This window comes from Stenotrophomonas rhizophila (assembly GCF_000661955.1).
GTDB lineage: Bacteria > Pseudomonadota > Gammaproteobacteria > Xanthomonadales > Xanthomonadaceae > Stenotrophomonas > Stenotrophomonas rhizophila.
Genome location: NZ_CP007597.1, coordinates 2,373,420 through 2,388,516, shown reverse-complemented (window position 1 = coordinate 2,388,516; position 15,097 = coordinate 2,373,420). Strand labels below are relative to the sequence as shown.

15 protein-coding genes are annotated in these 15,097 nt (G+C 67.5%); 4 read left to right on the top strand and 11 right to left on the bottom strand.

Going from position 1 to position 15,097, the window contains the following annotated elements:
- The 9 genes from DX03_RS10190 to DX03_RS10150 form a co-directional block, all read right to left on the bottom strand.
- Entirely contained in the window at positions 1 to 1,098 is a 1,098-nt protein-coding gene (locus DX03_RS10190; RefSeq protein ID WP_051598989.1) for a flagellar basal body P-ring protein FlgI, read from the bottom strand.
- Positions 1,099 to 1,192: 94 nt separating this feature from the next.
- Positions 1,193 to 1,885 (bottom strand): flagellar basal body L-ring protein FlgH, encoded by a 693-nt coding sequence (gene flgH / locus DX03_RS10185; RefSeq protein ID WP_038688437.1) that lies wholly within the window; start codon positions 1,883 to 1,885, stop codon positions 1,193 to 1,195.
- A 23-nt stretch (positions 1,886 to 1,908) separates the two neighbouring features.
- Positions 1,909 to 2,694, bottom strand: coding sequence for a flagellar basal-body rod protein FlgG (gene flgG / locus DX03_RS10180; protein WP_038688435.1), 786 nt, complete (start codon positions 2,692 to 2,694; stop codon positions 1,909 to 1,911).
- 105 nt (positions 2,695 to 2,799) lie between these two features.
- The gene (locus DX03_RS10175; protein ID WP_038688434.1) at positions 2,800 to 3,552 is read right to left on the bottom strand and encodes a flagellar basal body rod protein FlgF; all 753 of its coding nucleotides are present in this window, start codon (positions 3,550 to 3,552) and stop codon (positions 2,800 to 2,802) included.
- 32 nt (positions 3,553 to 3,584) lie between these two features.
- Positions 3,585 to 4,808, bottom strand: a complete 1,224-nt coding sequence (gene flgE, locus DX03_RS10170; RefSeq protein ID WP_038688432.1) for a flagellar hook protein FlgE — start codon at positions 4,806 to 4,808, stop codon at positions 3,585 to 3,587.
- Between the two features lie 32 nt (positions 4,809 to 4,840).
- A complete protein-coding gene (locus tag DX03_RS10165) occupies positions 4,841 to 5,524 on the bottom strand; it encodes a flagellar hook assembly protein FlgD (protein WP_038688431.1) in 684 nt (227 codons plus the stop codon).
- A gap of 26 nt (positions 5,525 to 5,550) precedes the next feature.
- Positions 5,551 to 5,958, bottom strand: a complete 408-nt coding sequence (flgC, locus tag DX03_RS10160) for a flagellar basal body rod protein FlgC (RefSeq protein WP_038688429.1) — start codon at positions 5,956 to 5,958, stop codon at positions 5,551 to 5,553.
- A 3-nt stretch (positions 5,959 to 5,961) separates the two neighbouring features.
- Positions 5,962 to 6,357: a flagellar basal body rod protein FlgB gene (gene flgB / locus DX03_RS10155; RefSeq protein ID WP_038688427.1), complete on the bottom strand. Its 396-nt coding sequence runs from the start codon at positions 6,355 to 6,357 to the stop codon at positions 5,962 to 5,964.
- A gap of 720 nt (positions 6,358 to 7,077) precedes the next feature.
- Positions 7,078 to 8,028: a chemotaxis protein gene (locus DX03_RS10150; protein WP_038688425.1), complete on the bottom strand. Its 951-nt coding sequence runs from the start codon at positions 8,026 to 8,028 to the stop codon at positions 7,078 to 7,080.
- 105 nt (positions 8,029 to 8,133) lie between these two features.
- On the opposite strand from DX03_RS10150, the gene flgA reads away from it, so the two are divergent.
- From flgA to DX03_RS10130, 4 genes are all read left to right on the top strand, one after another.
- Positions 8,134 to 8,784 (top strand): flagellar basal body P-ring formation chaperone FlgA, encoded by a 651-nt coding sequence (gene flgA, locus DX03_RS10145; RefSeq protein WP_038688424.1) that lies wholly within the window; start codon positions 8,134 to 8,136, stop codon positions 8,782 to 8,784.
- 109 nt (positions 8,785 to 8,893) lie between these two features.
- Positions 8,894 to 9,196 (top strand): flagellar biosynthesis anti-sigma factor FlgM, encoded by a 303-nt coding sequence (flgM, locus tag DX03_RS10140; protein ID WP_038688422.1) that lies wholly within the window; start codon positions 8,894 to 8,896, stop codon positions 9,194 to 9,196.
- A 2-nt stretch (positions 9,197 to 9,198) separates the two neighbouring features.
- Positions 9,199 to 9,531, top strand: a complete 333-nt coding sequence (locus DX03_RS10135) for a flagellar protein FlgN (RefSeq protein ID WP_463272645.1) — start codon at positions 9,199 to 9,201, stop codon at positions 9,529 to 9,531.
- Between the two features lie 177 nt (positions 9,532 to 9,708).
- A complete protein-coding gene (locus tag DX03_RS10130; protein ID WP_392732944.1) occupies positions 9,709 to 10,848 on the top strand; it encodes an ATP-binding protein in 1,140 nt (379 codons plus the stop codon).
- A gap of 246 nt (positions 10,849 to 11,094) precedes the next feature.
- Here the strand turns inward: DX03_RS10130 and DX03_RS10125 are convergent, their stop codons facing one another.
- Together DX03_RS10125 and DX03_RS10120 are read right to left on the bottom strand one after the other, a co-directional pair.
- Positions 11,095 to 12,852 carry an EAL domain-containing protein gene (locus DX03_RS10125; RefSeq protein ID WP_038688418.1) on the bottom strand — a complete coding sequence of 586 codons (1,758 nt, stop codon included), beginning with the start codon at positions 12,850 to 12,852 and terminating at the stop codon, positions 11,095 to 11,097.
- Positions 12,853 to 12,854: 2 nt separating this feature from the next.
- Entirely contained in the window at positions 12,855 to 14,960 is a 2,106-nt protein-coding gene (locus DX03_RS10120; RefSeq protein WP_038688416.1) for a sensor histidine kinase, read from the bottom strand.
- Between the last annotated feature and the right edge of the window lie 137 nt (positions 14,961 to 15,097).

The following is a 15,097-nucleotide window of genomic DNA, read 5'->3' as shown; positions in this document are numbered from 1 at the left end:
TCAGATCACCTCGAGTTCGGCGCTCAACGCGCCGGCCTGCTTGAGGGCTTCCAGGATGGCGATCAGGTCGCCGGGGGCCGCGCCCACCGCGTTGACCGCGTGCACGATCTCGTCCAGCGTGGTGCCGCCGGTGAACTTGAACATGCGGCTGCCATCGTTGGTGGCGGTGATGGTGGACTGCGGCGTGGCCACGGTCTGGCCATTGCCGAACGCGTTGGGCTGGCTGACGTTGGTGTTCTCGTTGATGGTCACGGTCAGCGACCCGTGCGAAATGGCCGCCGCGCCCACCCGCACCTGCGAGCCGATCACCACCGTGCCGGTCCGCGCGTTGACCACCACCTTGGCCGGCGCACTGCCGGGGGTGAGTTCCAGGTTCTCGATGCGGGCCAGCAGACCGATGCGCGCGCCCGGGTCGCTGGGCGACTGCACCGACACCGTCACGCCGTCGATCGCGCGCGCCGCGCCATCGCCAAAGGCGTTGTTGAGCGCGGCGACCATGCGCGACACCGTGGTGAAGTCATTCTTGTGCAGGTTCAGGGTGATGTCGCCGCCGCCGTTGAACACGTCCGGCAGGGCGCGCTCGACGGTGGCACCGTTGGGAATGCGGCCAACGCTGGGCACGTTCACCGACACCCGCGACCCGTCCTTGCCCTGCGCACCGAACCCGCCAACCACCAGGTTGCCCTGGGCGATCGCATAGACCTGGCCGTCGGCACCGCGCAGCGGCGCCATCAGCAGCGAGCCGCCGCGCAGCGACACCGCGTTGCCGATCGACGACACGGTGATGTCGATCGGCTGGCCCGGCTTGGCGAACGGCGGCAGCTCGGCATGGATGGCCACGGCCGCCACATTCTTCAGCTGCGGGTTGACGTTGGCCGGCACATTGACGCCCAACTCGCCCAGCAGGTTCTTCAGGCTCTGCACGGTGAAGGGTGCCTGGCTGGTGCGGTCGCCGCTGCCGTCCAGGCCGACCACCAGGCCATAGCCCACCAGCGCATTGGTACGCACACCGCCCACCTGGGCCAGGTCCTTGATGCGCTCGGCAGACGCCGGGGCAACCACCGCGAACACGGCCAGCAGCGCCAGCACCGCGCGCATCGGGTAGAGCGACGCCGCGCGCCGCTGCTTTGCCGCGTAGAGCGACGCCATGCGTCGCTGCCCGAACAGGGAGAAGAAGGAGGTCATGTCAGGCTCAGAACGGCGTCAACGCCGAGTTGAAGAAGCGGCTCAGCCAGCCCATTGCATTGGACTGGGCAACCGGGCCGCGGCCGCCGTAGACGATGCGGGCATCGGCAACGCGGCTGGACGGAATGGTGTTGTCGGGGAAGATGTCCGCGGCGCGCACGATGCCCTGTACCTGCACCAGCTCGTCACCCTGGTTCAAGCGCAGGTTCTTGGCGCCCTGGACCACCAGGTTGCCGTTGGGCAGGCGCTGCACCACCGTGACGGTCACGCTGCCCTGCAGGCGGTTGCTCTGCGCGCTGGTGCCCTTGCCGGTGAAGTCGCGCGAACCGGCCGCACTGGCGGCCAGGATGTCCTTGCCGCCCAGCGTCACCGGTGCGCCGAACAGGGTCGGGGTGCCGATGCTCAGCTCCGATTCCTTGGCTGTGGTGGTGTTGGCGGTGGTCTGCGCGGTGGTGCTTTCGGTCAGGGTGATAGTCAGCAGGTCACCGACATCACGCGCGCGGCGGTCCGAGTACAGCTGCAGGCCGGGGCCGGCGGCGTAGATCGCACCGGCGGTAGCCTGCGCGTTGGGCGCCACGATCGGGGTGATCGGCGCCATCGCCGGGTAGGGCCGGACATCGCCGGCGATGACGCAGCCGCCGAGCAGGGCGACCACGGAGCTGGCAAGCAACAGGCGAAGGGTAGGGCGCAGGGGCAACATGGCAGTTCTTCCGGTTCGGCCGATCAGACGTTCTGGTTGAGGTAACCGAGCATCGCGTCGGTGGTGGAGATCGCCTTGGCGTTCATTTCGTAGGCGCGCTGGGTTTCGATCATCGACACCAGCTCTTCGACCACGTTGACGTTGCTGCCTTCCAGCGCACCCTGCACCACGCCGCCCAGACCGTTCAGGCCGGGGTTGCCGTTCTGTGCGGGGCCCGAGGCGGTGGTTTCCAGGAACAGGTTTTCACCGCGTGCCTGCAGACCCGCCGGGTTGACGAAGTCGGTCAGGGTCAGCGCGCCGATCTCCACCGAGGCGGCGTCGTCGGCCATCTTCACGCTGATGGTGCCGTCGGTGCCGATGGTGAGCGACTGCGCGCCTTCGGGAATCTGGATGCCCGGCTGCACCGGGTAGCCGCTGTTGGTGACCAGTTCGCCCTGCTGGTTGCGCTGGAACGAGCCGTCACGGGTGTAGGCCGAGGAACCGTCGGGCATCTGCACTTCGAAGAAGCCGCGGCCGTTGACCATCACGTCCAGTGCGCGACCGGTCTGCTGCTGGCTGCCCTGCTCGAAGTTCTTCGAGGTGGCCACCACGCGCACGCCGGTGCCGAGCTGCAGGCCGGTGGGCAGCTGGGTCTGCGCCGAGGACGCGCCACCGGGCTGACGCACCTGCTGGTACAGCAGGTCTTCGAAACTGGCACGGTCCTGCTTGAAACCGGTGGTGTTGGTGTTGGCGAGGTTGTTGGAAACCACCGACATGCGCGTCTGCTGCGCATCCAGTCCGGTCTTGGCGATCCACAATGCCTGGTTCATGGCGATGTTCCTTTGTCTGTTGCGGGTGGCCGCATGGGGCGGCCGTTACAGGAGCGAATGCATGGCGCGTGCCAGAACCGCGCCGGAAAGCCGTCACCGGGGCGATCAGCCACCCAGGCGCAGCAGGCTGTTGGCGCTGCGGGCGTTGTCGTCGCCGTGCTTGATCACCTTCACCTGCATTTCGTACTGGCGCTGCAGCTGGATCATCTGCACCAGCGCACCGGCGGCATCGACGTTGCTGCCTTCCAGCTGGCCGCTTTCCAGCGACTTGCCCTGGGCCTGCACGAACGGCTGCTGCGGGTCGGTGTTGCGCATCAGCCCGTCCAGGCCACGCTCCAGCCGTTCGTCGGCAGCGGCGACCACGCGGACCCGGCCGATGTTGGCCATGGTCTGCGGGCCTTCGCCGAGCGGAATGATCGAGATCGTGCCGTCGTTGCCGATGTCCATTGCCTGGTGCGGCGGAATGGCGATCGGCGCACCGTTCTCGTCCAGCACCGGATGGCCGCCGGCGGTCACCAGCTGGCCATTGGGCGTGATCGAGAGCGCCGCACCGCGGGTGTAGGCTTCACCGCCACCGGCCGGGGCCTGCACCGCCAGCCAGTTGCCTGACTGCAGCGACAGGTCCAGCGGGTTGCCGGTGATCTGCTGCGCGCCCATGCGCCGGTTGAAGCCGGCGTCGACGTGCAGGGCGTCCACGCGCGAGGCATAGCCGGTGCCCTTGATCGGGAAGGCCTCGGTGTTGGCGAGGGCTTCCTTGAAGCCAGGGGTATCGGTGTTGGCCAGGTTGTGCGAGAGCGTGCCCTGTGCCTGCAGCGACGCGCGTGCACCGGTCATCGCTACGTAGAGCGCCTTGTCCATCGTCTTGTTCCCGTGATGCGGTCAGTGGCTCATCAACGGATGTTGATGATGGTCTGGGTGATCTGGTCCATGGTCGAGACCATCTGCGAATTGGCCTGGAAGTTGCGCTGGGCCGTGATCATGTTGACCAGCTGCTCGGTCAGGTCGACCGTGGAGGCTTCCAGCGAACCGGCCTGGACCTTGCCCAGGTTGGAGCTGTCCGGCGAGCCGGTGCGCGGGGTGCCCGAGCTGAAGGTTTCCACCCACAGGTTGTTGCCCTTGGCTTCCAGCCCCTGGGTGTTGTTGAAGGTGGTCAGTGCCACCTGGCCCAGTGCCTTGTCATCGCCGTTGGAGTAACGCGCGTAGACCACGCCGTCTTCGGACACGGTGATCTCGTTGAGCTTGCCGGCCGCGTAGCCATCCTGCTGGGTGTTGCGCAGCGCGAACTTCTCGCCGTACTGGGTGGAGCCGGAGATGTCCAGGGTCAGCGCCAGCTGGCCGGCACCGGTGCTCGGGGTGAACGGGGTCAGGGTGATCTGGCCGTTGGCCGGGGAGGTCAGCGCGCCGGCGTTGTTGAAGGTCAGCGCAGTGGGGGCGCCCGCAGCCTGCCCGTCCACATAGTTGTAGACCTGCCATTCGTTGGGGTTGGCGGTCTTGACGAAGTACGAGGTCTGGGTGTGGCTCACGCCCAGCGAGTCGTACACGGTGATGCCGCCGGTGGACTGGCTGTAGCTGTTGGAGTCGGTCGGGCTGAACGGGTTGACCGTCGGCACCTTGGCGTCGGCCGGCAGGGTGAAGCTGACGTTGACCTTGCTGGTCTGCTTGGGCGGGCTGTCGGTGGTGAGCAGCTGCAAATCGACCAGGCGGCCGGCATCGAAGCTGGTGCCGTCGGCGTTCGGGGCGAACACCTGCAGGCGCGCGCCCTGCGGGTTGGTCACGTAGCCGGCCTGGTCGGTCTGGAAGTTGCCGGCGCGCGAGTACACGCGGGCGCCGTTCATGGACATGGTGAAGAAGCCCTCACCGGAAATGGCCATGTCCAGGCTGCGCCCGGTCTGTTCGTTGTTGCCCTGCGAGAACTGCTGGGCCACGTTGGTCAGGCGCACGCCCTGGCCGATGGCATTCTTGGACAGGCCGTAGCTGGTGGCCGAGAACAGGTCGGCGAATTCGGCGCGCGACTGCTTGAAGCCGGTGGTGTTGACGTTGGCGATGTTGTTCGCGGTGACGTTCAGATCGGCATTGGCAGCGTTGATGCCGGACAACGAGACATTGAAGCCCATGGGATTGCTCCTGGTATGCGGGGTGGGGCGGCTCAGCTGATGCGGAGCACGTAGTCGATCGGGGCCGTGCCCAGGCCCTTGAGGTTGAGGTACAGCCCATCGGAGCCGACGGTGACGCTTTCCACCGGGGCTTCGACGTAGGTGTTGGCCTTGGTCTTGGCGCCGGCGCTGTCGGTGAAGGTGGCCGCGAGGGTGTAGCTGCCGGCCGGCATGCGGTTGCCGTTGGCGTCCTTGCCGTCCCATTCGAAGGTGACTTCGCCGGCGGCCTTGGCTTCCACGCTGAGCGTGTTGACCTTGACCCCGTTGGCATCGGTGATGTCCACGTTGACGAAGCCGGCGCCCGGCGCAGCGACCATGCCGTTGGTGGCCCCTTCGGTTTCCAGCGACCACTTGGTCGAGGGAATCAGCACGTCGTGGCCGACGAGGGCGGCACCGCGCAGGATCTGGTCGCCGGACATCTGGTCCTGGAAGCCCTTCACGGTGGTGTTGAGGTCGGTGATGCCCTGCACCTGCGACAGCTGCGCCATCTGCGCCACCATCTGGGTGTTGTCCATCGGCTTGAGCGGGTCCTGGTGTTGCAGCTGCTCGGTCATCAGGCGCAGGAAGTCGGCCTGGTCCAGGGTGCTTTTCTTCTTGCTGGTGTCGCTGTTGGGTGCGTTGAGGCCGAGCGCGGAATAGATATCGCTGCCCTGGCCGACGCCGCTGGTGCTGCTCATGACGGTATGTCCTGTGGAATGAAGGGTCAGCGACCCATGGTCAAGGTGGCCAGCGCCAGTTCCTTGGCGGTGGTCAGCATTTCCACGCCCGCCTGGTAGTTGCGCGAGGTGGAGATGAGGTTGACCATCTGCGCGACCGGATCGACGTCGGGCTGGTAGATGTAGCCATCGCCGTCGGCGAGGGGGTGGCCAGGCTCGTAGCGCTTGATGGGCGCGGCGTCGCTCTGGCTGATTTCCTTGACCTGGACGGTGGTGATGTTGGGGTCGGTGCGGCTGGTGACCGACTGGAAGATGGGTTCGAGCGGCTTGTAGACGGTCTCGGCCGAGCCGGTCACGGTGTCGGCGTTGGAGAGGTTGGAGGCGATGGTGCTCATGCGCACGGACTGGGCCTGGAGGGCCGAGCCGGCGATGTCGAAAATGGGGAGGTTGCTCATGGCTTATTGGCCTGTGATGGCGGTGAGCATGGAGCGCACCTTGGATTCGACGAAGCTGAGCGAGGCGCGGTATTCCAGCGCGGCGCGGCCATAGGCGGCCCGTTCGGCATCGGGGTCGACGGTGTTGCCGTCGATGCTGGGCTGGACGCCTTCCTTGGCAATCTGGAAGGGGTTGAGGCCGCCGCCGATGGCGTAGTGCTGTTCGTTGGTGGTTTTCATGAGGCCGTTGCTGTCCAGGCCCTGGGCATTGCGCAGGGCGGCATCGAAGTCGAGGTCCTGGGCCTTGTACCCGGGGGTGTCGGCATTGCTCAGGTTGCTGGCGATGAGCTTCATCCGCTGCTCGCGCAACGGCATGGCCTGGGCATGGACCCCCAGATAGTCGGAAATCAGATTGGGCATGGCGCGCTCCCACGGGACGATGGGGGGAGTGGTGCAAGGGCTGTGCCAGTGGGTGGGCGGTGACGGATGTGGCGCTAGTCATTCCCGCGCGCGGCGAGAGGCGGTAGACCCTGCCGGGACACGCCGTAAATCCGTCCCTGGAGGCTCGTGGGCGCCTTGCTCGTTTGTGCAATCCTGCACAAACGGCAAGACCGGGGCTGGGCGTCCTGCCCAACCCGTCCGGCGCATGCGCCGGACCCATGGCGCCCAACGGTCCCGGCGGGCTCTGCCGACCCGCGCCCGGACGTGTCTGCGTCGCCGGAAGGAAGGGCACAGCCGGCTTCGGGGGGAGGTAGTGCCGGCCGCTGGCCGGCAACGCCTGCTGCGCAGGCGCGTAGAGCCGGGCTCTGCCCGGCTGCGGCACCCTGACGCCCACAAAAAAGCCCAGCAGGGGCTGGGCGTGATGATGAAACGATGCCGCGTTGTACCGGGGAACGGAATGCAGGGGCGCCAAGGTAGAGCCGAGCGTTGCTCGGCTGCTCTCTACCTATACCCGCGTTCGCCAAACAGGCGCCGACCCACTGTAAGCAGGCCGGGGCGGATGGGGTTGCGGGACCGTTGGGCGCCATGGATGGCGCTCACGAGCCCCCATGGATGGGTTCACGGCGTGTCCCGCAACCCCATCCGCCCCGGCCTGCCCACGCAAACGTGGCCGCCGCTTTTCGCGTGCGACCGCCGCAATCAAGCCGCCATCGCCACCTTCCGCAAACGATCCAGCACGAAATCGGCCAGTTCGTGCGGCGAGTACTTGGCCACGAACGCGTTGGCGCCCACCCGCTCGACCATCGCGTTGTTGAAGACGCCCGACAGCGAGGTGTGCAGCAGCACATACAACCCGGCCAGGCCGGGGTGGCGACGGATTTCCGTCGTCAGCGTGTAGCCGTCCATCGCCGGCATCTCGATGTCCGAGATCACCATGGCATAGCGCTCGGCCGGGTTCTCGCCCGAGGCGTGGATCTGGATCAGGTGGTCCAGCGCCTGCTTGCCGTCGGACAGCAGCGTCGCGCCCACCCCCAGCTGGTCCAGCACGCTGCGGATCTGCTGGCGCGCCACCCGCGAATCGTCCACCACCAGCACCTGCAGCTGCGGGCCGTCGGAGGGCAGCGACTGGGCCAGCGACGGGTCCAGCACCGCCTCGCCGCGCACCTGGGCGATGTCGGCGAGCACGCTTTCCACGTCGATCACCTGGATCAGCTCGCCCTGGAACCGCGTGACCGCGGTCAGATAGCTCGACTCGGCCCCCAACTCCGGCGGCGGGTGGATGTCTTCCACCGCGATGTTGACGATCCGTTCCACCCCGCTGACCAGGAAGCCCTGGATCGACCGGTTGAACTCGGTCACCACCAGGTAGCCCGGGGCCTTGTCCGCGTCCGGTTCCCGTTCGGGGTGGCCGATGGCCAGGCCCAGGTCCAGCACCGGTACCGAGCGGCCGCGTACATCGGCCACGCCGGCGAACTGGCTGGGCAGCCCGGGCACCTGGAACAGGTCCGGACGGCGCAGGACTTCCTGCACCTTGAACACATTCACGCCAAAAAGCTGGCGTCCGCCGAGCCGGAACAGCAGCAGGGCCAGACGATTGTGGCCGGCCAGGCGCGTACGCTGGTCGATGCGGTTGAGCAGGTCATGTGACATGGAAGGGGTATCGGCGCCAGCGCGGTCGACTTGAGGGTCCGGCATGCCCGCGTCCGGCACGCCGCTTGCAGGACGCTGCCCATGTGCCTTGCCCCTGGAGTCGCCATGCGTTGGATCATCCTTGCCCTGCTTGCCCTTGCCGGCGCGCCTGCGTCTGCCGCCGGTGCCTGGCAGCCGGTGGACAGCATCCGGGCCGCCGCGCTGTCGACCCTGCCGGCCGGCAGCGAAGGCGACACCACCCTCGATTCGGCGTTGCGCCTGCCTATCTGCGGGCAGGGCCTGCGCGCCCAGCCCACCGGCACTACTACAGTAGAAGTGAGCTGCCCCGATGCCGGCGGCTGGCGGCTGTTTGTACCGGTCAAGATCCGCCGCAACCAGACCGTGCTCATTCTCAACCGTGGCATCGCCGCTGGAGAAACCATCGCCCTGGCCGATATCACGACTGCCCAGCGTGACGTAGCCCGGATTGCCGGGGCGGCGCTGGCCGATCCGGCCGCCGCAGTCGGGCGGGTTGCCCGGCGCACCTTGAGTGCCGGCAGCCTGCTCGCCGCCAACGACCTGGTTGCCCAGCGCCTGGTGCGTCGGGGCGACAGCGTGGCGCTGGTCTCGCGCTTTGGCGGGGTGGAAGTCCGCGTGGCCGGCAAGGCCTTGGCCGATGCCGGTGAAAATGAACGTGTTTCAGTGGAGAATCTGTCCTCACGCAAGGTCGTGCAGGGTACGGTGGCCACCAACGGCGACGTTTTTGTGACGCGCTGAGCACATTGCTGAACCTGCGGCGGAAATCGTCAAAAAAACCGCAGAACCCCCTAAAGATGGCGGTCCCCATGCCGTTATCCCTTGTGAACCGCATTCCCAGGACAACTTCATGAGCCAGAAAATCGACGGCAACCTGCAGGCCACCGCCCATCTGCGCAGCGTCGCGCTTGGCAGCAAGCCGGCAGCCAGCACCGATGGCCCGACCCGTCCGGTCGAGGCTGCCGACAGCCTGCGCCTGACCGGCGAGGCCACCAGCCTGCAGGCCATGCAGCGCGAGCTGAGCACCGCCCCGGCCATCGATGCCGGCCGCGTGCAGGCCGTGCGCGAGTCGCTGCAGAACGGCACCTACAAGATCAACCCCGATGCCATTGCCTCGCGCATGCTCGAGCTGGACCAGCAGCTGCAGGGATGAACCTGGCGATGAGCGAGCCATTGCAGCGCCTCAGCGATGCCTTGGACGTCGAACGCCAGGCATTGGTGGAGCATGACGTGCAGGCGTTGATCCGCGCCACCGGGGCCAAGCTCGACGCGCTGCGTGCGCTCGAGGCCACGCTGCCGGTCGGGCAGGGCGAACGCCTGCAGGAGCTGGCCGAGCGCAACCGCGCCAACGGCGTATTGCTCTCGCGCCGTCGCCGCGAGGTCAACTGGGCGTTGCGCCAGTTGGGCCGCAGCGAAGCGTCCTCGGCGTATGACGCCAAGGGCCAGGCCAACATTCTGCATACGCGGCGGCCGCTGGCCGTCGCCTGATCCGGCCCCTCGCGGGCCGCTGCGCGTGCACGGGCTGCCGTCACGCGGGTCAACGCGTATATTGGGCGCCTGTTTAGACTGCCCGATGTGACCGTGACCGCTTCTTCCAACCTTGTCACCGCACCGCTGCCGCCGCAGCCGGTCCTGCTTGCCCTGTTCGAGCGGGTCAACGAAGGCATGCTGTTGTTCCGCGAGGATGGCAGCGTGGCCCTGGCCAATGCCGCGGTCAGCGAAATGCTCGGCCACGCCGAAGACGCCGCCGGCCTGGGCGCGGCGCAATGGCTGCGCCAGCTGCTGCCGCCGGACGCGCTGGAGCACGCCCGCCAGCACGGCCACTGGAACGGCAGCCTGCCGGTCGGCGAGCGCATGGTCATCGCCCACGTCTACCACCACGAAGACGCGGGCCAGCGCCACTACCTGGCGCTGTTCCGCCGCATCGAAGGCCAGGAAGACTACGAGCGCGAACTGCAGCAGCGCCATGCCGAGCTGCGCCAGGCATACCTGCGCCTCAACGGCACCCAGGAAAAGCTGCTGCAGTCGGAGAAGATGGCCTCCATCGGCCAGCTGGCCGCCGGCGTGGCGCACGAGATCAACAACCCGATCGGTTACGTGCACTCCAACCTGGGCAGCCTGCAGGAGTACCTGCGTAGCCTGTTCACCGTGATCGAAGCGTACGAGCGCGCCCTGCGCGCGCCGGACCCGAAGGCGCTAATCCCGGAAATCGACGACATCCGCACCCGCTTCGACATCGACTTCATCAGCCGCGACCTGCCGCAGCTGATGGCCGAGTCGCGCGAGGGCATCGAGCGGGTCACCCGGATCGTGCGCGACCTGAAGGACTTCTCGTATTCCGGCCGCGACGAATCGTGGAAGCTGGTCGACCTGCATGCCGGGCTTGAGTCCACCATCAACATCATCTGGAACGAGCTCAAGTACAAGGTGACCCTGCAGCGCGAATTCGGCCAGTTGCCGCTGGTGGAATGCCTGCCGTCCGAGCTCAACCAGGTGTACATGAACCTGCTGCTCAACGCCGGCCATGCGATCGCCGATCGCGGCACGATTACGGTGCGCACCGGCGTGGACGGCGACCACGTGTGGGTGGAGTTCGAAGACACCGGCGGCGGCATCTCGCCGGACCTGCGCCAGCGCATCTTCGACCCGTTCTTCACCACCAAGCCGGTGGGCAGCGGCACCGGCCTGGGCCTGTCGATCTCCTACAGCATCGTCAACAAGCACCACGGCCGCATCGACCTGGACAGCACCCCGGGCGTAGGCTCCAGGTTCCGCCTGGTCCTGCCGATCAAACAGCCGCGCTGACGCATCCCGCCACGTAGAGCCGGGCTCTGCCCGGCTACCGACGCACGAGCCGACCGTTGATCGGCCACCGACGCACCCCGCCGGGTAGAGCCGACCGTTGGTCGGCTGCCGTCGCACCCACAGGGGGTAGAGCCGACCGTTGGTCGGCTGCATCGCGCGGGGGCGTCCTAAAGCAGCCGACCAACGGTCGGCTCTACCTCGATGAGGGGCGTCCTCGGTCGTCGTCCGGCGCGATGATTGGCGCCCTCAGTCCTCGTCCACCGCCGGCAGTGCCACCGGCGGCGCCGTATTGGCCCGGCGCTGTTCCTCGTGCGTGCGGAACGCCTGGTGGATGTGCTTGCGCAGCTCGTCGTCGTTCCACGGCTTGGTCAGGAACCGGTAGATCGCGCCGCGGTTGATCGCGTCGGTGACCGTATTCAAGTCGGTGTAGCCCGACAGCACCAGCCGGATCGTGTCCGGGTACAGCATTTTCACCCGGCCCAGGAACTCGGTGCCGCTCATGTCGCTCATGCGCTGATCGGACAGGATCACCTGCACGTCGTTGATCGCCAGCAGGTCGAACGCATCGCGTACGTTGCCAGCCGCCAGGATCCGATAGCCATCGCGACGGAACAGCCGCACCAGTGAGCGCAGCACGTTCTCCTCGTCGTCCAGCAACAGCAGCGTGCGATCGGGACGGGTCTCGGCGAAGGCTTCCGGGCGCAGGTAGCGGCGGCGCAGGGTCATGCCGGCCGCATCGGCCGACATCGGCTCGCCGAACAGGTAGCCCTGGAACACGTCGCAGTCGTTGCGCCGCAGGAAGCCCAGTTGCGCCTGCGATTCCACGCCGTTGGCGATCACCGTCATGCCCAGCTGGTGGCCCATGGCAATGATGGCGCGCGCGATCGCCGCCTCGCGGTTGCCGGCCGGTGCGCTCTTGATGAAGCTGCGGTCGATCTTCAGCTTGTCCACCGGGTAGCGCACCAGGGCGCTCAGGCTGGAATCGCCGGTGCCGAAGTTGTCCAGGCTCAGGCTGATCCCTTCGTTGCGCAGGTTGACCAGGGTTTCATGCACGAAATTGACGTTGTTGGTCAGCGCGCTTTCGTTGATCTCCAGGGTCAGCATCTGCGCCGGTACGCCAGCGGCCTGCAGCACCGACATCACTTCGGCGAAGAAGTTCGGGCGCAGCAGCTGCAGCGTGGACACGTTGACGGCGATGGTGAAATCGTCGAAGCCCTGGTCGCGCCATAGCTTGGCCTGCTTCAGCGCGCCTTCCAGCACCCACGTGCCGATCTGCACGATGATGCCCAGCCGTTCGGCGGTGCGCATGAAGCGCTCCGGCACCAGCATGCCCAGCGTGGGCGACTGCCAGCGCAGCAACGCCTCCATGCCCACCACGTGGCCATCGCGCGCGCTTACCAGTGGCTGGTAGCGCAGCTTCAACTCGCCATTGGGAATGGCGTCCACGATCTGGCGCGCAATGATGCTCTCGCTGTGCGCACTGGACGGCGTGTCCACGGCATGGATGCGGACCGCATTGCCGCCTTCGCGGGCGGCTTGGTGCAGGGCGTCCTCGGCGTGGTCAAGCAGGCGCGAGGTGCCGGTGGCATGCTCCGGGCACAGGCTCACGCCCAGCTTGCCGGTCATGAACAGCGTATACGGCAGCACCGACAACGGCAGTTCCAGTTGCTGGCGGATTTCCTCGGCCAGGTCTTCCGGCAACGGAACGCCGGCACTGCGCGGCACCGCGATCAGGAACTCGTCGCTGCCATGCCGCCACAGCTTGCCGCGGCCGCGCAGGTGGTGCTGCAGGCGTTGGGCCACCAGCACCAGCGCCTGGTCACCGACTTCGGCACTCATGTTCTCGTTGACCGACGCGAAATGGTCGATGTCCACGTGCATCAGCATCAGCGGGGTGCCACCGGAGGCGGCCTCGGTGACCATCGCCTGCAGCTCGGGATTGCCCGCACCCAGGCGCGGTGGTGCGTCCTCGATGCTGACCAGGGGCAGGGAAGGGTTCCACATGTTCAGTGTTCCAGAGTATCGGGAGTGGCCGCAGCGCTGCTGCGATACGGCAGGTACAGGTCGATCAGGGTGCCGGCGCCATGCGCCGACTCGATGCGCAGGGTGCCGCCCACGCTCTGCGCGCGTTCGCGCATCACGATCAGCCCCAGCCCGCGCGGGCCTTCCGGGTCGAAGCCTTCGCCATCGTCGCGCACCTGCAGGTGCAGGCCGCTGTCGCCCACGTCATGCAGTTGCAGGCTTACCTGGCTGGCGCGCGCGTGGCGCAGCACGTTGGTCAGGCTCTCCTGGGCGATGCGGAAACAGGCCTGCTCGATATCGCCCTGCGGGCGTCGCGGCAGCGCCTGGATGTCGGCCAGCAGTTCGATGGCCGCCGAGCGGAACAACATGCCGGCCTGCCAGCGCAGCGCGGCTTCCAGCCCCAGCGCGTCCAGCTGTGGCGGGCGCAGCAGCGTGGAAATGTCGCGCAGCTTGCCCACGGTGGCATCGGCCAGCTGGATGATCTGCTCCAGGTCTTCGCCGCGACGCGTGTCATCGGCCTCGTCCTGCGCGGCGTACGCCGACAGCTTCATCGCGGTGATCGCCTGGCCGATGTCGTCATGCAGGTCGCGCGAAATCGCGCGGCGCTCATCTTCCTGCAGCGAGAACAACCGCCCGGCCATCGCCTGCAACTCGCGGTTGCTGGTTTCCAGGGCTTCGCGGATCCGTTCGGGTTCGCTCAGGTCCCGCACGATCAACAGCTTGCAGTTGCGTCCGCCATAGCGCACGTCACCCACGGCCAGCCCGGCCTGGAAGCGCTGCCGGTCCAGCCGGCGCATGCCGATCACTTCACCGGCGCCGGTGCTCGGCAGCGGGATCGGCGCGAACAGCTGCGCCCGCACCCGCGCCAGATCACCGGCGTCCACCAGCGCCGACAGTGGCTCGCCCAGCAGCGTGTGCTGGCCATAGCCGAACTGCGCCGCCGCGCAGGCGTTGGCATACAGCACGTATTCGTCGGACAGGATCACCACGCCATCGGGCAGCACCCGCACCAGCTCGCGGAACTGCTCTTCACGCTCACGCAGCAGGCGGCGCGACTGCTCGCGCTCGGTGACGTCCTGCAAGGTGCCCAGCACGCGGGGCCGGCCGGCATCGTCGTGCCCGCTTTCGGCGCGCAGGTGCACCATCAGCGCACGTCCGTCCATCGCCAGCAGCGGCAGCAGCACGTCGATCTGCACCTGCTCGCCGGTCATGTCCTGCAGCAGCTGCTCACTCAGTGCAGCCGTGGCCGGGTCGGCCGGCACCAGCAGTTCCTCGAAGCGATGCCAGCGGCGCGCTTCCGGCGGACGGCGGCCCAGCAGGTGATAGACCTGGTTGGAATAGCGGCCCAGCCCGGTGGCCGGGTCCACTTCCCATGCGCCGATGCGGGCCATTTCGTGCGCTTCCTCGACCCGCGCCAGGGCCATGTCGCGGCGGCGCAGGGCCTGGGTTTCGCTGGTGCGGTCGATGGCGATCAGCAGCCGGGCAGGGCGTCCGCCGTAATTGATGGCGTTGCTGCGCATTTCCATGCGCCGGCGGCTGCCGTCACGCAACTGCAGGTCGGCGGTCAACACACACAGTTCGCCGGGCTCGGCGCGGAGCTCCGCCAGCTTGGCGGCCAGCTGGGGCTCGTCGCCGGGAGGCCACAGCGCGCTGATCGGCATGGCCATGAATCCCTCGCGGTCCCAGCCGAACAGGCTGCTCGCGGCGGGATTCACATCCAGGATCGCCAGGGATTCCAGGTCGTACACCAGGATCGGCCCGGGGTTGTCCTGGAACATCTGCCGGTGGCGGGCTTCGGAGCTCTCCAGCCGCGAATGGGCGTGCAGCACGTGCTGGGCCAGCGGACGCAGCAGCAGGTAGATCAGCCCGGCGCTGGCCACCACGAAGAAGGTGCCTTTGGCGGTCTGCCACCGCGCCGCAGTGGCCATGTCGCCGGCCATCACCTGCACCGCGGCATCGCTGCACAGGATCCACACCAGGGCCAGCACCAGGTAACCGGCCACCACCCGCCAGCGGTCGCGGCGCAGGGCCTGGGCGAGCGGGCGTTCGGGGGCGGTGGGGTGGGGCAGGCCGGAGGGGGCGACAGGCATGGACGGGTCGGGGACCTTCGGGGCGGGCGAACTGCATCTTAGTGGGTGTCATGCCATTTGGGGGTGCACGCCGCGCACCGCTCAATAATTGGCGAAATCCGCCGCTAACGATTGCGTTCCCGGTCGTCGGGTGCGTT